The sequence below is a fragment of the Pseudonocardia humida genome (assembly GCF_023898865.1).
Classification (GTDB): domain Bacteria; phylum Actinomycetota; class Actinomycetes; order Mycobacteriales; family Pseudonocardiaceae; genus Pseudonocardia; species Pseudonocardia humida.
This window is the reverse complement of the sequence record NZ_JAGSOV010000024.1, coordinates 120,991-138,988: the sequence shown is the minus strand read 5'-3', so window position 1 is coordinate 138,988 and position 17,998 is coordinate 120,991. Positions and strand designations below refer to the sequence as shown.

At 73.7% G+C, this 17,998-nt stretch carries 19 protein-coding genes; 13 read left to right on the top strand and 6 right to left on the bottom strand.

Annotated features, from left to right (window positions below; genetic code table 11):
* The first annotated feature begins 103 nt into the window (after positions 1-103).
* Positions 104-382: an Lrp/AsnC family transcriptional regulator gene (locus KDL28_RS12525; protein WP_252438016.1), complete on the top strand. Its 279-nt coding sequence runs from the start codon at positions 104-106 to the stop codon at positions 380-382.
* Here KDL28_RS12525 and KDL28_RS12520 read toward each other — a convergent pair.
* The 3 genes from KDL28_RS12520 to KDL28_RS12510 form a co-directional block, all read right to left on the bottom strand.
* On the bottom strand, positions 379-1,155 hold the full coding sequence (locus KDL28_RS12520) for an SAM-dependent methyltransferase (protein ID WP_252438014.1): 777 nt from the start codon (positions 1,153-1,155) through the stop codon (positions 379-381). The genes KDL28_RS12525 and KDL28_RS12520 overlap by 4 nt on opposite strands.
* A 130-nt stretch (positions 1,156-1,285) precedes the next feature.
* Positions 1,286-2,329, bottom strand: a complete 1,044-nt coding sequence (gene trpD / locus KDL28_RS12515) for an anthranilate phosphoribosyltransferase (RefSeq protein ID WP_252438012.1) — start codon at positions 2,327-2,329, stop codon at positions 1,286-1,288.
* A 7-nt stretch (positions 2,330-2,336) separates the two neighbouring features.
* Positions 2,337-2,768, bottom strand: coding sequence for a response regulator transcription factor (locus KDL28_RS12510; RefSeq protein WP_252438010.1), 432 nt, complete (start codon positions 2,766-2,768; stop codon positions 2,337-2,339).
* A gap of 153 nt (positions 2,769-2,921) precedes the next feature.
* On the opposite strand from KDL28_RS12510, the gene ctaE reads away from it, so the two are divergent.
* From ctaE to qcrB, 4 genes are read left to right on the top strand one after another with little or no spacing between them, the layout of a single operon-like run.
* A complete protein-coding gene (gene ctaE / locus KDL28_RS12505) occupies positions 2,922-3,527 on the top strand; it encodes an aa3-type cytochrome oxidase subunit III (protein ID WP_252438008.1) in 606 nt (201 codons plus the stop codon).
* Between the two features lie 25 nt (positions 3,528-3,552).
* Complete coding sequence (qcrC, locus tag KDL28_RS12500; RefSeq protein WP_252438006.1) at positions 3,553-4,413, top strand: cytochrome bc1 complex diheme cytochrome c subunit; 861 nt, start codon at positions 3,553-3,555, stop codon at positions 4,411-4,413.
* Positions 4,410-5,570, top strand: coding sequence for a cytochrome bc1 complex Rieske iron-sulfur subunit (qcrA, locus tag KDL28_RS12495; RefSeq protein ID WP_256501333.1), 1,161 nt, complete (start codon positions 4,410-4,412; stop codon positions 5,568-5,570). The genes qcrC and qcrA overlap by 4 nt, the downstream gene beginning before the upstream one ends.
* Entirely contained in the window at positions 5,567-7,282 is a 1,716-nt protein-coding gene (gene qcrB / locus KDL28_RS12490) for a cytochrome bc1 complex cytochrome b subunit (protein WP_252438004.1), read from the top strand. Before qcrA ends, qcrB begins: the two co-directional genes overlap by 4 nt.
* Here the strand turns inward: qcrB and KDL28_RS12485 are convergent, their stop codons facing one another.
* The gene (locus KDL28_RS12485) at positions 7,283-8,458 is read right to left on the bottom strand and encodes a glycosyltransferase 87 family protein (protein WP_252438002.1); all 1,176 of its coding nucleotides are present in this window, start codon (positions 8,456-8,458) and stop codon (positions 7,283-7,285) included.
* Positions 8,459-8,612: 154 nt separating this feature from the next.
* On the opposite strand from KDL28_RS12485, the gene KDL28_RS12480 reads away from it, so the two are divergent.
* The 3 genes from KDL28_RS12480 to KDL28_RS12470 all read left to right on the top strand — a co-directional run bounded on the left by KDL28_RS12480 (position 8,613) and on the right by KDL28_RS12470 (position 10,573).
* Entirely contained in the window at positions 8,613-9,635 is a 1,023-nt protein-coding gene (locus KDL28_RS12480; protein WP_252438000.1) for an LLM class F420-dependent oxidoreductase, read from the top strand.
* Between the two features lie 171 nt (positions 9,636-9,806).
* Positions 9,807-9,971 (top strand): hypothetical protein, encoded by a 165-nt coding sequence (locus tag KDL28_RS12475; RefSeq protein ID WP_252437998.1) that lies wholly within the window; start codon positions 9,807-9,809, stop codon positions 9,969-9,971.
* Positions 9,972-10,297: 326 nt separating this feature from the next.
* A complete protein-coding gene (locus KDL28_RS12470) occupies positions 10,298-10,573 on the top strand; it encodes a hypothetical protein (protein ID WP_252437996.1) in 276 nt (91 codons plus the stop codon).
* 36 nt (positions 10,574-10,609) lie between these two features.
* Here the strand turns inward: KDL28_RS12470 and KDL28_RS12465 are convergent, their stop codons facing one another.
* Positions 10,610-11,977: an FAD-dependent oxidoreductase gene (locus tag KDL28_RS12465; RefSeq protein WP_252437994.1), complete on the bottom strand. Its 1,368-nt coding sequence runs from the start codon at positions 11,975-11,977 to the stop codon at positions 10,610-10,612.
* A gap of 261 nt (positions 11,978-12,238) precedes the next feature.
* On the opposite strand from KDL28_RS12465, the gene KDL28_RS12460 reads away from it, so the two are divergent.
* On the top strand, positions 12,239-13,330 hold the full coding sequence (locus KDL28_RS12460; RefSeq protein ID WP_252437992.1) for a DICT sensory domain-containing protein: 1,092 nt from the start codon (positions 12,239-12,241) through the stop codon (positions 13,328-13,330).
* Between the two features lie 20 nt (positions 13,331-13,350).
* Here KDL28_RS12460 and KDL28_RS12455 read toward each other — a convergent pair whose 3' ends face one another.
* Positions 13,351-14,421 carry a winged helix DNA-binding domain-containing protein gene (locus KDL28_RS12455; protein WP_252437990.1) on the bottom strand — a complete coding sequence of 357 codons (1,071 nt, stop codon included), beginning with the start codon at positions 14,419-14,421 and terminating at the stop codon, positions 13,351-13,353.
* A 105-nt stretch (positions 14,422-14,526) separates the two neighbouring features.
* On the opposite strand from KDL28_RS12455, the gene KDL28_RS12450 reads away from it, so the two are divergent.
* The 4 genes from KDL28_RS12450 to KDL28_RS12435 are packed head-to-tail and all read left to right on the top strand — an operon-like array spanning position 14,527 to position 17,985.
* Positions 14,527-15,465: an ABC transporter ATP-binding protein gene (locus tag KDL28_RS12450; RefSeq protein WP_252437988.1), complete on the top strand. Its 939-nt coding sequence runs from the start codon at positions 14,527-14,529 to the stop codon at positions 15,463-15,465.
* Complete coding sequence (locus tag KDL28_RS12445; RefSeq protein WP_252437986.1) at positions 15,462-16,244, top strand: ABC transporter permease; 783 nt, start codon at positions 15,462-15,464, stop codon at positions 16,242-16,244. Before KDL28_RS12450 ends, KDL28_RS12445 begins: the two co-directional genes overlap by 4 nt.
* A complete protein-coding gene (locus KDL28_RS12440) occupies positions 16,241-17,383 on the top strand; it encodes a sensor histidine kinase (RefSeq protein WP_252437984.1) in 1,143 nt (380 codons plus the stop codon). Before KDL28_RS12445 ends, KDL28_RS12440 begins: the two co-directional genes overlap by 4 nt.
* Positions 17,380-17,985, top strand: a complete 606-nt coding sequence (locus KDL28_RS12435; RefSeq protein WP_252437982.1) for a response regulator transcription factor — start codon at positions 17,380-17,382, stop codon at positions 17,983-17,985. The genes KDL28_RS12440 and KDL28_RS12435 overlap by 4 nt, the downstream gene beginning before the upstream one ends.
* The last annotated feature ends 13 nt before the right edge of the window (positions 17,986-17,998 follow it).

Genomic DNA, 17,998 nt, shown 5'->3' with positions numbered 1-17,998 from the left:
GAACATGATCGACACCAGCCCGGGGTGGCCGGAGGGTCGGACATCGGCGCCCGCGGGCACTAGCGTTCGCCCGTACCCCGCCGCACGACCAGAGGAGCCGTCCGTGATCACCGCGTTCGTCCTGGTGCACACCGCTGCCGACCGCATCCCGGAGACCGCCCAGGCCATCGCCGACCTCGACGGCGTCTCCGAGGTCTACTCCTGCGCGGGTGACGTCGACCTGGTGGCGATCGTCCGGGTCCGCGAGCACGAGCAGCTGGCCGACGTGATCGCCGGCGGGCTGAGCAAGGTGGACGGCGTGCGCAGCACCGACACCCACATCGCGTTCCGGTCCTACAGCCAGCGCGACACCGAGGCCGCGTTCTCCGTCGGGCTGGACTAGGCCGGCTTGCGGGCGACCCCGCCGTAGGCGTCGATGGGCCCGACCGGCCCGTCGGCGGGGTCGGCCGGCCGCCAGCTGGTGATCGGCACCAGCCCAGGTTCGACCAGCTCCAGGCCGTCGAACCAGCGCTCGATCTGGTCGACGCGGCGCAGCCGGTACGGCGAGCCCATGCCGGCCTGGACGGCGGCGGCCGCGCGGATCATCGGGCTGGTGTCGGTGCCGTCCCACAGGGCGAGGTAGCTGCCCGGCGGCACCGCCTCCAGCACCCGGTGGACGACGGAGTGGGCCTCGTCGGCGTCGTCGAGGTAGCCGAGGACGCCCATGAAGAGCACGGCGACGGGGCGGTCGAGGTCGAGCAGCTCTGCGGCGCCCTCGATGATCTCGTCGGGGCGCCGGTAGTCGGCGTCGACGTAGAGGGTGTCGCCCTCGGCGCTGGTGCTGCGCAGGAGGGCCCGCGCGTGCGCGAGCACGAGCGGGTCGTTGTCCACGTAGACGACCTTCGCGTCGGGCGCGACGGACTGGGCCACCTCGTGGGTGTTCTGCGCGGTCGGCAGGCCGGTGCCGATGTCGAGGTACTGGCGCACGCCGGACTCGGCCAGACAGCGCACCGCGCGGGCGAGGAAGCCACGCGACCGGACGGCGTAGTCGGCGACGGCGGGGGCGGCCGCCTTCACGGCGTCGCCCACCGCGCGGTCGGCCGCGAAGTTGTCCTTGCCGCCCAGCCAGTAGTTCCAGATGCGGGCACCGTGTGGCACGTCGGTGCGCAGATCCACCCGGTGGTCCTCGGACACGCGGCAGCTCCCGTCGTGGGCGACCCGTCGGCGCCGAAACCGTAGGGTCACAGCCGGTGACTCCGGCGGTTCACCCTGTCGGACCACCCACTGCGCCGTCAGGTGATGCAGGTCACCTGCGACGGGCGGTCGAGAACTCGGCCCACCGGGCGAGCAGCCGGGTGGCCGCACCGGAGTCGACGGCCGCCGCCACCCGGTCGAGCGCGGCGGGGAAGGCGGCCAGCGGGTCGGCGTGCGGCCCGTCGAAGGCCACCACCGCGCCGGCCGCGTTCAGCAGCACGGCGTCGCGCACCGGGCCGGGGCCGCCGGCGAGGACGTCGCGGAAGGCCCGGGCGTTGGCCGCGGCGTCGCCACCGCGGAGGTCCTCGCGGGTGGCCGGGGCGATCCCGAAGGCGCTCGGGTCGAGCGAGAACGTGCGGACCTCGCCGTCGCCCACCACCCGGACAGTGCTCGTCGTGGTGGTGGTCAGCTCGTCGAGGCCGTCGTCGCCGCGCACGACCAGCGCCGACGCGCCGCGCGACGCGAACACCTCGGCGATCACCGGGGCCAGCCGGGAGTCGGCGCAGCCCACCAGGCCCGCGGCCGGTTGCGCCGGGTTGGTCAGCGGACCGAGCAGGTTCATCGCGGTCGGCACGCCGAGCTCGGCGCGCACCGGGCCGGCGTGGCGCATGGCCGGGTGGAACACCCGGGCGAAGCAGAACCCGATGCCGACCTCGGCCACGCAGGCCGCGACGCCGTCCGACGGCAGGTCGATCGCGATCCCGAGCGCCTCCAGGACGTCGGCCGTGCCCGTGGCCGACGACGCCGCCCGGTTGCCGTGCTTGACCACCGGCACCCCGGCGGCCGCCACCACGACGGCGGCCATCGACGAGATGTTGACGGTGTTGGCCTGGTCGCCGCCGGTGCCGACGACGTCGACCGCGCGCACCGGCACGTCCACGCGCCGGGCGTGCTGCAGCATCGCCGCGGCCAGCCCGGCGACCTCGTCGGGGGTCTCCCCCTTGGCCCGCAGCGCGACCAGGAACCCGGCCAGCTGCACCGGGCTCGCCTCGTCGGACAGCACCCGGTCCATCACCCAGGCCGTGTCCTCGGTGGACAGGTTCTCGCCGCTCAGCAGCCGCCGCAGCAGCCCCGGCCAGCTCAGCGCGTCGCCCACGGTCCGGTCAGCCGCGCAGGGCGGCGTCGGCGCCGCTGCCGGCGCGGCGCAGCACGTCGGCGACGGTCTCGGCGGCGGTCAGCGGGTCGAGCGGGTGCACCAGCACCGCGTCGGCCTGCGACCACGTGGCCAGCCAGCGGTCGTCGCGGCGGCGGGCGGTGACGATGATGGGCGGGCAGTCGTCGATCTCGTTCTTCAGCTGCCGCGAGATCCCCATCCCCCCGGTGGGCTGCGCTTCGCCGTCGAGGATGGCCAGGTCGATGCGGCCGGCGTCGGCGGCGGCCAGCACCTCGGCGATCCCGCTCGCCTCCAGGAAGCTGACGCGGCCCAGGTCGGCCGCCGGCCGACGGCCGACGGCCGTGGTGATGGCCTCCCTGACCTCGGGTCGGTGGCTGAACACCAGCACGGTCAGGCCAGGGCGGGCGACGGGGCTGCTCACGGCCCGAACTCTAGACCGCACGCCCGGGAACCGGGCCGGGTCCCCGGCCGTCGGCACCCGGCGGCACAGGGCGGCACGCCACCCCCGACATGTTGTAGAAGAAACACCGTCCCCGACAGGCCGTAGAAGTTGGCCGGGGGTCATAATGCCCCGGTGACGACAGCCGCCCCCACGATCAGCGCGCGCATCCACTCGCTGAATCGCCCGAACCTGGTCAGCGTTGGCACGATCGTCTGGCTGTCCAGCGAGCTGATGTTCTTCGCCGGGCTCTTCGCGATCTACTTCACCGCGCGCGCGCAGGTGGCCCCGACCGAGGGCTGGCCGCCGGAGCCCACCCACCTCAACGTGCCGTACGCGCTGGCGGTGACGATCGTCCTGGTGGCCTCGTCGTTCACCTGCCAGTTCGGCGTGTTCGCGGCGGAGCGCGGCGACGTGTTCGGGCTGCGCCGCTGGTACATGATCACCCTGGCGATGGGCACGTTCTTCGTGCTGGGGCAGGTGTACGAGTACGTCCAGCTGGTCCACGAGGGCACCACGATCTCGTCCGGGGCCTACGGCACGGTCTTCTACCTCGCCACCGGCTTCCACGGTCTGCACGTCACCGGCGGGCTGGTCGCGTTCGTCTACCTGATGATCCGCACCAAGCTCAGCAAGTTCACCCCGCAGCAGGCCACCGCGGCGATCGTCGTGTCGTACTACTGGCACTTCGTCGACGTCGTCTGGATCGGCCTGTTCGCCGTCATCTACTTCATCCGCTGACCGTCGAGGGCGAGAAGACGCACCGATGACCACCACCACACCCCCTCCCCCGACGCCGCAGCCCAGTGCCGGCAGAGGGCCCCGCACCCGGTTCCGCCGGCGGATCGCCGGCGCGGCCGCGCTGGGCATCGGGCTGCTCGTCGCGGGTGGCGCGTACGTGGCGCTCACCCCGGCCGCCAACGTGGCGCAGGCGCAGAGCGAGGACACCGCGCTCATCGCACAGGGTCAGCAGCTCTACAACAACGCCTGCATCACCTGCCACGGCGGCAACCTGCAGGGCGTGCAGGACCGTGGTCCGAGCCTGATCGGCGTCGGCGACGCCGCGGTCTGGTTCCAGGTCTCCACCGGCCGGATGCCGCTGGCCCGCCAGGAGGCCCAGGCGCACCGCAAGCCCCCGGTCCCGCAGTTCGACCCGAACACCGAGGAGGGCGCCGCGAACCTGGAGGCGCTGGGCGCCTACATCCAGGCCAACGGCGGCGGCCCGACCCTGCCCACCAGGGAGGGCGAGCAGCTGATCGGCGAGAACCCCGCCCGCGGGGGCGAGCTGTTCCGCCTCAACTGCGCGTCCTGCCACAACTTCACCGGCCGCGGCGGTGCGCTGTCGTCGGGCAAGTACGCCCCGTCGCTCGACCCGGCCGAGCCGGACATCATCTACGCGGCCATGCTCACCGGCCCGCAGAACATGCCCAAGTTCTCCGACCGCCAGCTCACGCGGGAGGAGAAGATGGACATCATCGCCTACGTCGAGTCCGTCCGGGGCGAGAACAACAACCCCGGCGGCAACCCGCTGGGCGGTATCGGCCCCGTCTCCGAGGGCCTGATCGCCTTCATCGTCGGCCTCGCCGGCATGATCGGCTTCGCACTCTGGCTGGGAGCCAAGTCATGACCACCTCGCGCCACGACCCACCACCGCTGGGCGCGGAGAACCCGCACCCGCCGCGCACGCCGTCCGCCGCCGAGCTGGCCGACATGGACCAGGAGCAGCTGGCGACCCTCGCGGCCAACCTCGACGACGTCGAGATCGTCCACAACCAGCGCAAGTTCCCGATCCCGGGCACCCGCGCCGAGAAGCGCGCCGAGCGCGCGGTGGCGATGTGGTTCCTGATCTCGGCGCTGAGCGCGGTCGCCTTCATCGGGGTCTTCCTGTTCTGGCCGTTCGAGTACAAGGCCCCCGGCGACCCCGGCTACGCGCTGTACTCGTACTACACGCCGCTGGTCGGCTTCACCTTCGGCATGGCCGTGCTGGCCCTGGGCATCGGCGTCATCTCGTACGTGAAGAAGTTCTTCCCGGACGAGGTCTCGGTGCAGCAGCGCCACGACGGCGCGTCCGATGAGGTCGCCCGCCGCACGGTCATGGCCCAGCTGGCCAAGGCGGGCAAGGACACCGACATCGCCCGCCGCTCGCTGATCAAGCGCACCGCCGGTCTCGCGGCGGGCGTCTTCGGCCTCGGGCTGGGCCTGGCCGCGGTCGCCCCGCTCGTCCGCGACCCGTGGAAGGGCCGCGAGGAGGCGGCGCTGTGGGTGACCGGATGGAAGCCGGTCAACGGTGAGACGGTCTACCTGCGCTACGACACCGGCGACCCGCACGAGATCGCCCTGGTCCGCCCCGAGGACCAGGACCCGGGCTCGATGATGACGGTGTTCCCGTTCCGCGAGTCCGAGCGCGGCGACGAGGAGGCGCTGATCCGGGCGCTGCGCCGGGCGGACAACCCGGTCATGCTGATCCGCCTGCGCCCGGGCACGCCGGTGGTGCTGCGGGAGGGCCAGGAGGACTTCCACTACGGCGACTACTACGCCTTCTCCAAGATCTGCACGCACCTGGGCTGCCCGACCTCGCTCTACGAGTCGCAGACCCAGCGGATCCTCTGCCCGTGCCACCAGTCGCAGTTCATCGCCACCGAGTACGCCAAGCCGGTCTTCGGTCCGGCGGCGCGCCCGCTCCCCCAACTGCCCATTACAGTGAATGACGAGGGTTACCTCGTAGCCACGGGGGACTTCCCCGAGGCCATCGGGCCGTCCTTCTGGGAGATCCACGGGTCATGAGCTCAATAACGACACCCACCACCTCCAGCGGCGGCCTGAAGGCCAGGGCCGCCTCCTCCCTCGACGAGCTGGACCAGCGCTACCACCCGGCGGCCGGCCTGCGGAAGCAGTTCAACAAGGTCTTCCCCACGCACTGGTCGTTCATGCTCGGTGAGATCGCGCTGTACAGCTTCATCGTGCTGCTGCTGTCGGGCACCTACCTGGGATTGTTCTTCGACCCGTCGATGGTCGAGGTCACCTACAACGGCCCGTTCGACAACCTCCGCGGCGTGCACATGAGCCGCGCGTACGAGAGCGCGCTGGAGATCTCGTTCGAGTACCGGGGCGGGCTGTTCGTCCGCCAGATCCACCACTGGTCCGCGCTGCTGTTCATGGCCTCGATGTTCGCCCACATGTTCCGGACGTTCTTCACCGGCGCGTTCCGCAAGCCGCGCGAGGCCAACTGGATCATCGGCATCCTGCTGATCTTCATCGGCACCTTCGAGGGCTTCTCCGGCTACTCCCTGCCCGACGACCTGCTCTCCGGCACGGGGCTGCGGATCGCCTCCGGCATCACGCTCTCGGTCCCGGTGATCGGCACCTGGACGAACTGGATCCTGTTCGGCAGCGAGTTCCCCGGCACCGAGATCATCCCGCGGCTCTACATCGTGCACGTGCTGCTGCTGCCGGGCATCCTGCTGGCCCTCATCGCCGCGCACGTGGGCCTGGTCTGGTACCAGAAGCACACCCAGTTCCCCGGCCCCGGCCGCACCGAGAAGAACGTCGTCGGCGTCCGCATCCTGCCGGCGTTCGCGGCCAAGGGCGGCGCCTTCTTCGCCGTCTCGGTCGGTGTCATGGGCCTCATGGCGGGCCTGTTCCAGATCAACCCGATCTGGAACATCGGGCCCTACAACCCGTCGCAGGTCTCCGCGGGCTCCCAGCCCGACTTCTACATGGGCTGGTCCGACGGCATGGCCCGGCTCTGGCCCGCGTGGGAGTTCACGATCGGGGACTACACGATCCCGGCGACGTTCATCCCGACGGCGGGCTTCCTGCCCGTCATCTTCGTCCTGGCCGGGGCCTACCCGTCCATCGAGCGGCGCTTCACCAAGGACAACGCCCTGCACAACCTGCTGCAGCGGCCGCGGGACGTGCCGGTCCGGACGTCGCTGGGCGTCATGGCCATCGCGTTCTACTTCGTGCTGCTGGTCTCCTCGGCCAACGACTGGTTCGCCTACTTCTTCGACGTGTCGCTCAACGCCACGACGTGGATGGGTCGGATCGGGCTGCTGGTGGTCCCGCCGATCGCCTACTGGGTGACCTACCGGATCTGCCTGGGCCTGCAGCGCGGCGACCGCGCGGTGCTCGAGCACGGCATCGAGACCGGCATCATCAAGCGGCTCCCGCACGGCGAGTTCATCGAGGTGCACCAGCCGCTGGCCGGCGTCGACGACCACGGCCACGCCATCCCGCTGGAGTACCAGGGCGCCCCGGTGCCCAAGCGGATGAACCAGCTGGGCATGGGCGGGGCGCCGGTCCCTGGCTCGCTGCTCACCCCGGACCCGCCGGAGCAGACGGCGGCCCTGGAGCAGGCGCGCCGCGAGGAGGAGGCCCTCGAGGCCGCCCGCAACCGCGGCGACGACGGCGACGCCAACCGCGTGGGCCGGGTCGAGGAGCGCCAGGCCCTCGCCGGCCGTCCGGACGCCGGGCGACCGAAGGACCTGACCGACTGATCAGGCACTGCTCGCCGGGAGGGCTCCGCCGTTCGCGGCGGGGCCCTCCCGCGTTCCCGGCCCCCGGCCGGCCCCGCTCCGCACCCCCACCAGCCCGAGCACCGCGACGAAGAGCACCAGGTAGGCGTCCGGGAAGAACGAGATCACCCCCGTGCTGGGGATCGGCCCCACCAGCGGCCCCGGCAGCGCCGTGATCACCGCCAGCGTCGTCCCGGTGACCACGCCGAGCCCGACCCACTCCCGCCGCGCCGCCAGCGCCACCAGCAGCGGCACCACCCACACCCAGTGGTGCGACCACGCGAACGGCGCCGCGGCGGCCGAGCAGAGCCCGCACAGGCTCACCGCGAGCAGTTCCTCGCCCCGTGCGGCCAGCCACACGGCCAGCGCCAGGGTCGCCGCCACGAGGAGGGCCGCGCAGGCCAGGTAGACGACCGTGGCCACCGGGCCGGGCCCGAGCAGGCGGGCCACCAGGCCGTTCACCGAGTGGTTGGCGTCGCCGTCGACGGCGGCGATGCGGTCGGCGGCGGCGAAGGTGCCGCGCAGCCAGTACGTGACCGAGTCGGCGGGGGCGAGCGCGAACCCGACGGCCCCGGCGGCGGCGAACGTGCCCACGGCCGTCGCCGCGGCCCGGTACCGCCCGCGCAGCAGCAGGTAGGCGACGAACAGCAACGGGGTGAGCTTCACCGCGGCGGCCAGGCCGAGGCCGACGCCGCGCCACCGGCTCTCCCGCCTGCCCAGCAGGTCGAGGACCACCAGGGCGAGCAGCACGATGTTGATCTGGCCGAGGTAGAGCGTGGTGCGCACCGGGTCGAGCCAGGTCGTCGCGGCCGTCACCAGCACGACGACGGCCGCGGCCGGCGCCCCGGACGGCACCCCGACGGCCCGCGCGCACCGGTGGGCGACCCGAGCCAGCAGCCCCAGCCCGAGCGCGGTCCAGAGGACCTTCAGCACGGCCAGCGGCAGCAGGGCCAGCGGGGCGAACAGGACCGCGGCGACCGGCGGGTAGACGAAGGGCAGCAGGTCGAGCACGACGCCGTGCTCGTAGAGGGGGCGCCCGTCGAGCAGGTACCGCCCGCCCGCCCGGTATACCTCCAGGTCGATCAGCAGGGTGTGGGCGTCCGGCCAGATCGCCAGCACCACCGCGTGCCCGAGCAGCGCCACTGCCGCCGCGCCCACAGCGATCCCGAGGGCCCTCCGCGGGCGCGTCGCACGCCGCTGCACCCCTGTGCTCATCACGGCCCGCGACGCTACCGGCGCGCCCCTGTCGCCCCGCGTGCGCGTCGCGCATCATCAAGAGGACACCGAATTCGACGGCGAGGAGGAGCGGCCGATGAAGGTCGACATCGGGGTGCGCAGCACCGGGCTGGCCGAGCTGGCCGCCGAGGTCCGCGGGCGCGAGGAGGCGGGCTACGACGGGCTGTGGACCGCGGAGACCTCGCACGACCCGTTCCTGCCGCACATGCTGATCGCCGAGCACACCGAGCGGGTGGCGATGGGCACCGGCATCGCCGTGGCGTTCGGGCGCAGCCCGATGACGGTGGCCAGTACCGCGCACGACCTGCAGGTGCTGTCGAAGGGCCGGTTCCTGCTCGGCCTGGGTAGCCAGATCAAGCCGCACATCGAGCGCCGCTTCAGCATGCCGTGGAGCAGCCCGGCCAAGCGGATGCGCGAGTTCGTCTCGGCGATGCGCGCGATCTGGGCGTCCTGGAACGACGGGGAGAAGCTCGACTTCCGCGGCGACTTCTACCAGCACACGCTGATGACGCCGTTCTTCACGCCGGAGCCGAGCCCGTGGGGCCCGCCGAAGGTCTACCTGGCCGCCGTCGGCGAGCTGATGACGCGCACCGCGGGCGAGGTGTGCGACGGCCTGCAGCCGCACGGTTTCACCACGGCCCGCTACCTGCGGGAGGTGACGCTGCCGATCGTGCACGAGGGCCTCGCCGCGTCGGGTCGCAAGCCGGCGGACTTCTCCATCAGCTTCGGCGGGTTCGTCGTCTCCGGGACGAACGAGGAGGAGATGGCCGAGGCGGCCCGGGCCACCAAGCAGCAGATCGCCTTCTACGGCAGCACGCCCGCCTACCGCGCGGTGCTCGAGCTGCACGGCTGGGGCGAGCTGCAGACCGAGCTGAACCGGATCTCCAAGGGCTCCGACCCGGAGCGCTGGCGCAAGATGGGCGAGCTCGTCGACGACGAGGTGCTCGACGCCTTCGCGGTGACCGCCGAGCCCGACGCCCTCGGCGCGGCGGTGCTGGAGCGCTGGGGCGATGCGGTCGACCGGTTCTCCTTCTACGCGCCGTACCGGCACGGCGAGGACCTCTTCGCAGCGGCCGTCCGGGCGCTGCGGGAGGCGTGAACCCGCCGCTTTCGTCGCCGAACGGAGTAGTGGATCAGGTCGAACAGGTGCACCCGGCAACGAGTGGATTACGACCGGTTTGGGAGGTCCACTCGATCGGGAACCAGTTCCTCGATCGGGAACACGCCCGAGCACATCCGAGCAGAATCGGATTCTCGAGAGGACACGACAATGGTCGCGATCGTCGCTGCGGTGCTGTTCGGCCTGGCCCTCATCTTCCGTCTGGCCGGTGTCGCCCTGGACGTCATCACCTGGGACGTCCTCATGCTGGCCGGCCTGCTCTGCGTGGGCCTGCACCTCGCCGGGGTCGGCACCCGGCGCCGGGTCCGCCGCTGACAGCCCGCGCCGAAGCACCTCCCCGCGCCCCGCGGAGCCGTCCGGCTCCGCGGGGCGCGGTGCGTCCACCCCTGGTCAGTACCACGGGTCACCCGTGGGGGTGCTCGGCTCCACCCAGGGGAAACCCCTGCCTCCGGCTAGCCCGGGTGTGCGGCCACCGTGACCCGCGCTACAGTGATCGGCATGCGCATCGCCCTCGCTCTCGCCGCGGCGGTACCGCCGCGCGTCGGCTGAGCCAGGCCGTCGGCGCGCGCATCCCCCACCACCACCGAGGCCTGGCTCGGGTCACTGCACACCGCAGCAGCACCCCGCCCATGGAGCCGATCATGACTGTTCTCGACGATTCTCCCCGCTCGACCTACGCCCCCCGCCTGCAGCGCCGCCACGAGATCGTGACGACCGGCGGCATGGACGGCGTCCTCTGCGTCGGCGACGCACTCCGCGAGTGCGGATACCCGGTCCGCGACTTCACCGTCGAGGTCCACGACGGCGTCCCGTACAGCTCGGTGCTCTGCACCGTCTCGGTCACCGCCGACGAGTCGGAGACCTTCACCGAGCGCATCGGCGCCCTCCCGGCCGTCGTCTCGGTCGGCCCGTACTGATCGTCGCGACCCGGGCGGGCCACCCGCCCGGGTCGATCACCGCGCGGGCACGCCGCGGGCGTGCTCGAGCATCTCGGCCATGTCCGCGACCTTCACCCGCTCCGCCGCGCGCAGGCCGCCCCGGCGGACCTCCTCGGAGTCCAGCCGCAGCCAGCCCGTCCAGTCCACCGGCCGCAGGCCGTGCGCGGCCAGGGTGGCCCGCAGCGCCTCCGGCTCGGGGTGCGCCGGGGCCGGCAGCGAGGGCAGGTCCGCCAGCACCGCGGCGACCGTCTCGGTCGCGTCGGACTTGTTGGTGCCGATCACCCCGGTGGGCCCGCGCTTGATCCAGCCGGTCACGTAGGCGCCGGGCACCCGCTGCCCGTCGCGCACGACGCGCCCGCCCTCGTTGGGCACGGTGCCGGTGCGCTCGTCGAACGGCAGGCCGGGCACCGGTTCGGCGCGGTAGCCGATCGCCCGCACCACCACCCCGACGTCGAACGACTCCAGCTCGCCGGTCGCGCTGATCCGGTCGTCGGCCGAGACGGTGTTGCGCTCGGCGACCACGGCACGGACCCGGTCCTCGCCCTCCAGGCGCACGGGGCTGCGCAGGAAGCGCAGGTGGATGCGGCGGCTGCCACCGGTGCTCGGCTCGGCCGCCCACCGGCGCAGGATGTCGAGGTTCTGGCGCTGGCGGCGGTCCTCGGGCTCGGGGACGCCCGCGGCGAGCACGCCGTCGTCGTGCACCAGGACGTCGACGTCGGACAGCTCGCCGATCTGGCGCAGCTCGGCGGGGGTGAACCGGACGTGCTGGGGGGCGCGCCGGATCAGCACGTGCACGTCGCGCACGGCGCTGGCGCGCAGGACGTCGAGCACCGGGTCGGGGACGTCGGTGGCGGCCATCTCCTCGGGGTCGCGGGCGAGCACCCTGGCCACGTCCAGCGCCACGTTGCCCGCACCCACCACCGCCACCCCGGGGTGGTCCAGCCGCGGCGCCAGCCCGACGTGGTCGGGGTGGCCGCAGTACCAGCTGACGAACGGGCCCGAGCCGTAGGAGCCGGGCAGGTCCTCCCCCGGGATGGCGAGGTCGCGGTCCAGCGAGCTGCCGGTGGCGTGCACGACGGCGTGGAAGTGCTCGCGCAGGACGTCCAGCGGCACCCCGCCCTCGCCGATCCGCACGCCACCGAGGAACTCCACCTCGGCCGGGTCGAACGGGCGCTGCAGCACCCGGATGACCGACTTCATCTTCACGTGGTCGGGCGCCACGCCGTAGCGGACCAGGCCGTACGGGGCGGGCAGCCGGTCGAGCACCTCCACGCTCACCGGCTCGCCCGAGGCCAGCAGGGCGGCTGCCGCGTAGAGGCCGGACGGCCCGGCTCCGATCACCGCGACCCGTCGGCGATCGCCACCGGTGTTGCCCTGCTGCATGTGCCCTCCTCGTCGCGGCCGGTTCGGGTCGACCGCGTCCTGGGTGCTCGGCGGGACGGCGCCGGGTGGTGGACCGGCGCCGGGAGTGCCCCGCTCCGGTCGTCCGTTGACCGCCGGCACCCTCCGGTGCGGACAACCCTACGTCCCCGCCACCCGGACGGCCGTCAGTCATTTGACGAGTCGTCACGCTCCGGCGATCACCCGCGGCACGACCGTTCGGCCGTCCGGGACCGCGACGATCGGCCGCTAGCCTGTGGGCCCGTGGAGACCTCCGGTCAGAACCTGTTCGGCAAGCGGGTGCTCGTGGAGCTCTCGCACGCCATCGAGCAGTTCGCGCTCGCCGCCCGGCCCGGCGACCCGCTGGTGGTCGTGGCGATGTTCCAGAAGGCGTCCTACTTCGCCCGCGAGGAGGCCGTCTACCGCGACATCGCCGCGCGCGGCGCGGTCACCGTCGTCGGGCTGGCCGAGGACCTCCCGCCGCGGCTGCCGCCCGGCGTGCGGCACTGCCTGTTCCCGAGCACGGACGAGCTGGCCCGCGAGTGGAGCGTCACCGTGCTCGGCCCGCGCGGCGGGGCGACCCTGGTCGCCACCGACCTGGAGTCGGTCGACCCGGGCGCGACCACCCTGGAGGAGGGCAGGCGGTTCCGCGCGGGCTGGTCGTTCCGCCGCGCCGACGCCTACGGCGAGGTCCTGCGCCTGCGCCGGGCGCTGCGGCCGACCCCCGACCTGCGCGACCGGATCGACGAGGTCCTGCACGCCGTGGTCTCCGAGCCCGAGCCCCCCAACCAGGACTGGTGGGACGTCCCGCTGCGCTTCCTGGCCGGTCGCACCGCGATGGCCGTCGACGAGCGCACCCACCTCGCCTCGACGCTGGCCGCCGCGGGCACCGACCCCACCGAGCGCGACCCCCGCACCGGCCTGTACACCGAGCGGTTCCTGCACCGCTGGACCGCCGGTCTCGGCGGCAGCCTGCCGGTCGGCCTGGCCCTGCTGCGGATCTCCGGCCTGGCCGGGCTGCGGGAGCAGTTCGGGCTGCGCGCCGCGACCGACGCGCTGGCCGGGGTGACCGGCTGCGTGCAGGACCTGCTCGGCGAGGGCGACCGGCTGGTGCGCCTGGGCGAGGAGGACTTCCTGGCCGTGCTGCCGTCCTGGGCGCCGGAGCGGGTGCTGCGGTTCTGCGAGGAGGCGTGCGCGGGGATCAGCCGGCTCGACCGGGTCTACCCGTTCGTCGCGCTGCCGGTGGCCGCGGCGGCGACGGTCACCCGCAGCCGTCCGCTGCCGCTGGCCGAGCTGCGCGAGCGGGTGGGCCAGCATGACGCGCAGGAGGCGGAGGCCGAGCCCGCGGAGGTGTAGCCGCTCGGAGGTGTAGCCGCTCAGAGGGGCGCCTCGTGGAACGCGACCAGCCGCTCGGCCTCCTCCTCGACGGCCGCGCGGTGCGCCGGGTCCAGCGGCTCGAACGGCTCCCACCGCACGCCCCCCTCGACCGTCCACGTGCCGGCCACCCGCCCGTCGACCAGGAAGGTGCGGACCGACTGCGGCATGCGGGTGTGGAAGACCTTGGCCCGGTGCTCGTCGGGCAGGACCTGGGCGCGGCGGGCGTGCGCGAGCAGGACCGCCTCCCACTGCCCCAGGAAGCGGACCGGGGCGGGCGCGTCGGGCGGGGGCAGGGGCGCGTCGGGCACGTCGACCAGCTCGCCGCCCGCCTCGTCGGCGAAGCGGCGCAGCTCCAGGCGGGCGAGCACCTCGCGGGCCTCGGTGATCGACCAGCCGCAGAAGCTCGCCACGTCCTTGGCCGAGGCGGGGCCGAACGCGCCGAGGTAGCGGCGGGCCAGCAGGTCGCGCGAGGCGGCGACGTCGAGCGGCGGGTCGGGGGCGAGGTCGGGCCCGGCCAGGGCGTAGACGTGGGCGCGCGGGCGCTCCCAGGTGCCCGCCGACGGGTGCCGGACGAGGTCGACCCACAGCTGCACGGCCTGCCAGACCTCGCGGGGCAGCCCGTCGGCGACGAGGCGCTGCTGGATCTCGGCCTGCTTGAGCGGGCCGTCGGCCAGGTAGCCGCGGACCAGGTCGGCGACCGCGTCCATGTCGACCTCGGCGGCGGCGCCGGCGTTGTGCAGCCACCACCGCCTGCGCGGCTCCCGCACGGCCTCGGTGAAGGGCGGGTAGTCGGCCGCGGAGACCATGTGGATGGTGCAGCGCATCACCCAGCCCTGCACGACCTCCCCGGCCAGCAGGGCGGCGGTGAGCTGCTCGCGGCGGAACCCGCGCACCCGCGACCACAGGCCCACGTAGCCCGAGGGCGCGTACTGCGTCTGCAGGCCCGCGGTGCGCTGGATGGCGTCGGGCAGCGACAGCTCGGCGCGGTCGAGCAGCAGCTGGCGGGCCAGCACGGCCCGGTTCAGCTGCGCGACGGTCAGGGTCGGCCCGGCCGGTGTCCGCTTGCCCACGCCGCGCAGTCTGCCCGCCGGCACCGACAACCGTGACATTCGTCAGCCGCAACCCCTGATCCCGGCCACTGCCCGCGACCGCGGCCGGACGGCATCGTTCCCGGCATGGATCGGGGAAGCGCTCGGGTACTGGAGATGGACGGGCTGCGGCACCGCTACGGCGCGCTGACCGCGCTCGACGGGGTCGGCCTGCACGTCGCCGCCGGGGAGTGCGTCGCGCTGCTGGGACCCAACGGCGCCGGCAAGACCACGCTGATCGGGCTGGCCACCGGGTTGCTGATCGCCCAGCGGGGCCGGGTGCGGGTCCGCGGGGGCGACCCGCGCTCGGCCGCCACCCGCCGCCACCTCGGCGTCGTGCAGCAGTCGATGGGCTTCCCGACGACGCTCACGGTGGCCGAGTTGGTGCGCGGGGCGGCGGTGCGGGCCGGGCGGCCGGCCGCGGCCGCCGGGCCGGTGATGGCCGAGGTCGGCATCACCGAGCTGGCCCGGCGCCGGTCCGCGAAGCTGTCCGGCGGGCAGCGCCAGCGGGTCGCGCTGGCCATGGCCCTGGTCGGCGACCCCGAGCTGCTGCTGCTCGACGAGCCCACCACCGGGCTGGACGTGGCGTCGCGGCGGACGTTCTGGCAGGTGCTGGCCCGCCACCGGGACGCCGGGGTCGGCATCGTGCTGACCACGCACATCCTGGAGGAGGCCGCGTCGATGGCCGACCGCGTCGTGGTGCTGCACCGCGGCCGGGTCGTGGCCGAGGACAGCCCGACCGGGCTGACCGCGCGGCTCGCCGACCGCACCGTCACCGCCCGCAGCGGCGTGGACCTCGACGTGCTGCGCGCCCTGCCCGGGGTGCTCACCGCCGAGCGCGACGGCGAGCGCGTGCGGGTGACCAGCGCCGAGCCGGAGCGGGTGCTGCGCGCCTGGCTCCCGCTCGACGACGCGCTGACCGACCTGCGGGTGGAGGGCGCCGGCCTGGAGCAGGCCCTGTTCGCCCTCACCGCGGACGACCAGCAGGACCAGCGGGACGACGAGATGGTGGGGGTGCCGGCATGACCGCGGTGACGGAGCGGGTCGTGGAGCGTCGCGAGGGGTTCGACGCGCGCGTGCTCGGGGTGGAGGTCGCCGAGGGGCTGCGGGCGATCCTGCGCGAGCCGGTCGCGCTGTTCTTCGCGGTGCTGATGCCGGTGCTGTTCTTCGCGCTGTTCGCCGGCATCTTCGGCGGCTACACCTCGCCGAGCGGTCTGCCGGTCGCCGCGACGATGCTGGCGACCTACGGGACCTTCGCCGTCGCCACGGTGATGATGGTCAACCCGGGGGTGACGGTCGCCGACGACCGCACCCGGGGCTGGCTGCGGGTCAAGAAGGTCTCCGGGACCCCGATCGCCGTCTCCGTCGCGGCCAAGGTGATCGCCGCGCTGCCCTACGCCCTGCTGTCCCTGCTGGCGATCTCGGCGATGTCGCTGGCGATCTCCGGGCCGGTGCTCGACGTGGGCACCTGGTTGCGGGTGGTCGGCGTGCTGCTGCTGGGCAGCCTGCCGTTCGCGCTGCTCAGCCTGGCCGTCGGGTTCGTGGCCTCGTCGAACGCGACCGTGGCGATCCTGAACGCGATCCTGTTCCCGATGACGATCGCCTCCGGGCTGTGGTTGCCGCCGGGGCTCCTGCCCGGCTTCGTCCAGGCGATCGCCCCGCTGCTGCCGACCTACCACCTCTCCCAGCTGGCGCAGGCCCAGATGACCGGGGCCGGGGGGCTCGGTCATCTGGTCGCGCTGCTGGTCAGCACGGTGGTCGCGGCCGCTCTGGCCGGCCTCGCCTACCGTAACCTGCGGGTGTGACCGGCCCGGCGGAGCAGCTGCGGCGCCCCACCACGCGGTGGGGCGCCGCGGCCCTGCGCGCCTGGTGGGACGGCTCGCCCAAGCGGTGGTCGCCGACCACCTTCTTCACGCTGTTCTGGACGGTCACGCTGCTCTACGTGCCGCTGTTCGACCCCACCCCGCAGCCGGTGGTGTTCGTGATCGGCGCGCTGGCGATGGCGGTCTACGTCCCGTTCTACCTGGCCGTCGACCTGCGCCCGGGCCCGCTGCGCGAGTACGGCGAGTGGCTCACCACCGGGCTGGCCCTGCTGGTCACGCCGTTCAACCCGGGCGGCGCCATCCTGCTCGTGTACGCCGGGGGGATCGCCGGCAACCACCGCTCGCGCCGGGTCGCGATGCGCTGGTTGGTCGCCCTGACCGCGTTGGTTGCGGCGTTCTTCGCGCTCTCGCCGATCCCGTTGCCCTGGCGGTTCTGGGCCTTCGGGCCGTCGGCCGTGCTGATCTGGGTGATCGGGCTGATCTGCATCGAGGCCAACGCCGAGGGCCGGGCCACCAGCATCCGCAACGCCCAGGTCGAGCACCTGGCCACGGTGGCGGAGCGCGAGCGCATCTCGCGCGACCTGCACGACCTGCTCGGCCACACGCTGACCGGGATCGTGGTGCGCTCCCAGCTGGCCCAGCGGCTCGTGGCGGCCGATCCGGACGCCGGCGTCGCCGAGATGGCCGCCGTCGAGAAGGCCGCCCGGGAGGCGCTGACCGAGGTGCGGGCCACCGTCAGCGGCTGGCGCCAGGTCGACTTCGGCGCCGAGCTGGAGGCCGCCCGCGAGGCCCTGACCGCGGCCGGCGTCGAGCTGGCCAGCACCCGCGACCCCGACCTGGTCCTCACCCCGTCCGCGGAGTCGGCGCTCGGGCTGGCGCTGCGCGAGGCGGTGACCAACGTGGTGCGCCACGCCGGGGCCACCCGGTGCGTGGTCAGCCTGCGCGGCGAGGGCGGGGAGGTGTCCCTGGAGGTCACCGACGACGGCGTCGGCGGCGGCCGCGACGGCAACGGCCTGACCGGCATGCGGGAGCGGATCGCCGCGCTCGGCGGCGAGGTCCGGCGCTCCCTGCACGGCGGCACCGCGCTGCTGGTCACCCTGCCCCGGTCGGTCGCCACGTGACGATCTCCGTCGTGCTGGCCGAGGACCAGGGCATGGTGCTGGGCGCGTTCGCCGCGCTGCTGCGCCTGGAGCCCGACCTGGACGTGGTGGCCACCGCGACCGACGGGCACAAGGCGCTGGCCGCCGTCCTGGAGCACGACCCGGACGTGCTGGTCACCGACGTGGAGATGCCCGGGATTAGCGGGCTGGACGTGGCCGCCGCGCTGCGCCGCGACGGCCACCGGGCCCGCGTCGTGATCGTCACGACCTTCGCCAGGTCGGGCTACCTGCGCCGGGCGATGGACAGCGGGGTGGCCGGCTACGTGCTCAAGGACGCCCCGATCGACCAGCTGGTCGGGGTGGTCCGCCGGGTGCACGCCGGCGAGCGCGTGGTCGACCCGCAGCTGGCCATGGCCGCGTGGGACTCCGCCGACCCGATGACCGACCGCGAGCGCGACGTCCTGCGGCTGGCCGCCGACGGCCTGCCCAACGGCGAGATCGCCGCGCGTCTGCACCTGGCCGAGGGCACCGTGCGCAACTACCTGTCGACCGCGATCACCAAGCTCGGGGTGCGCAACCGCATCGAGGCGGCGCGCCTGGCCCGCGACCGCGGCTGGCTGTAGGGGTCGTGAGTGG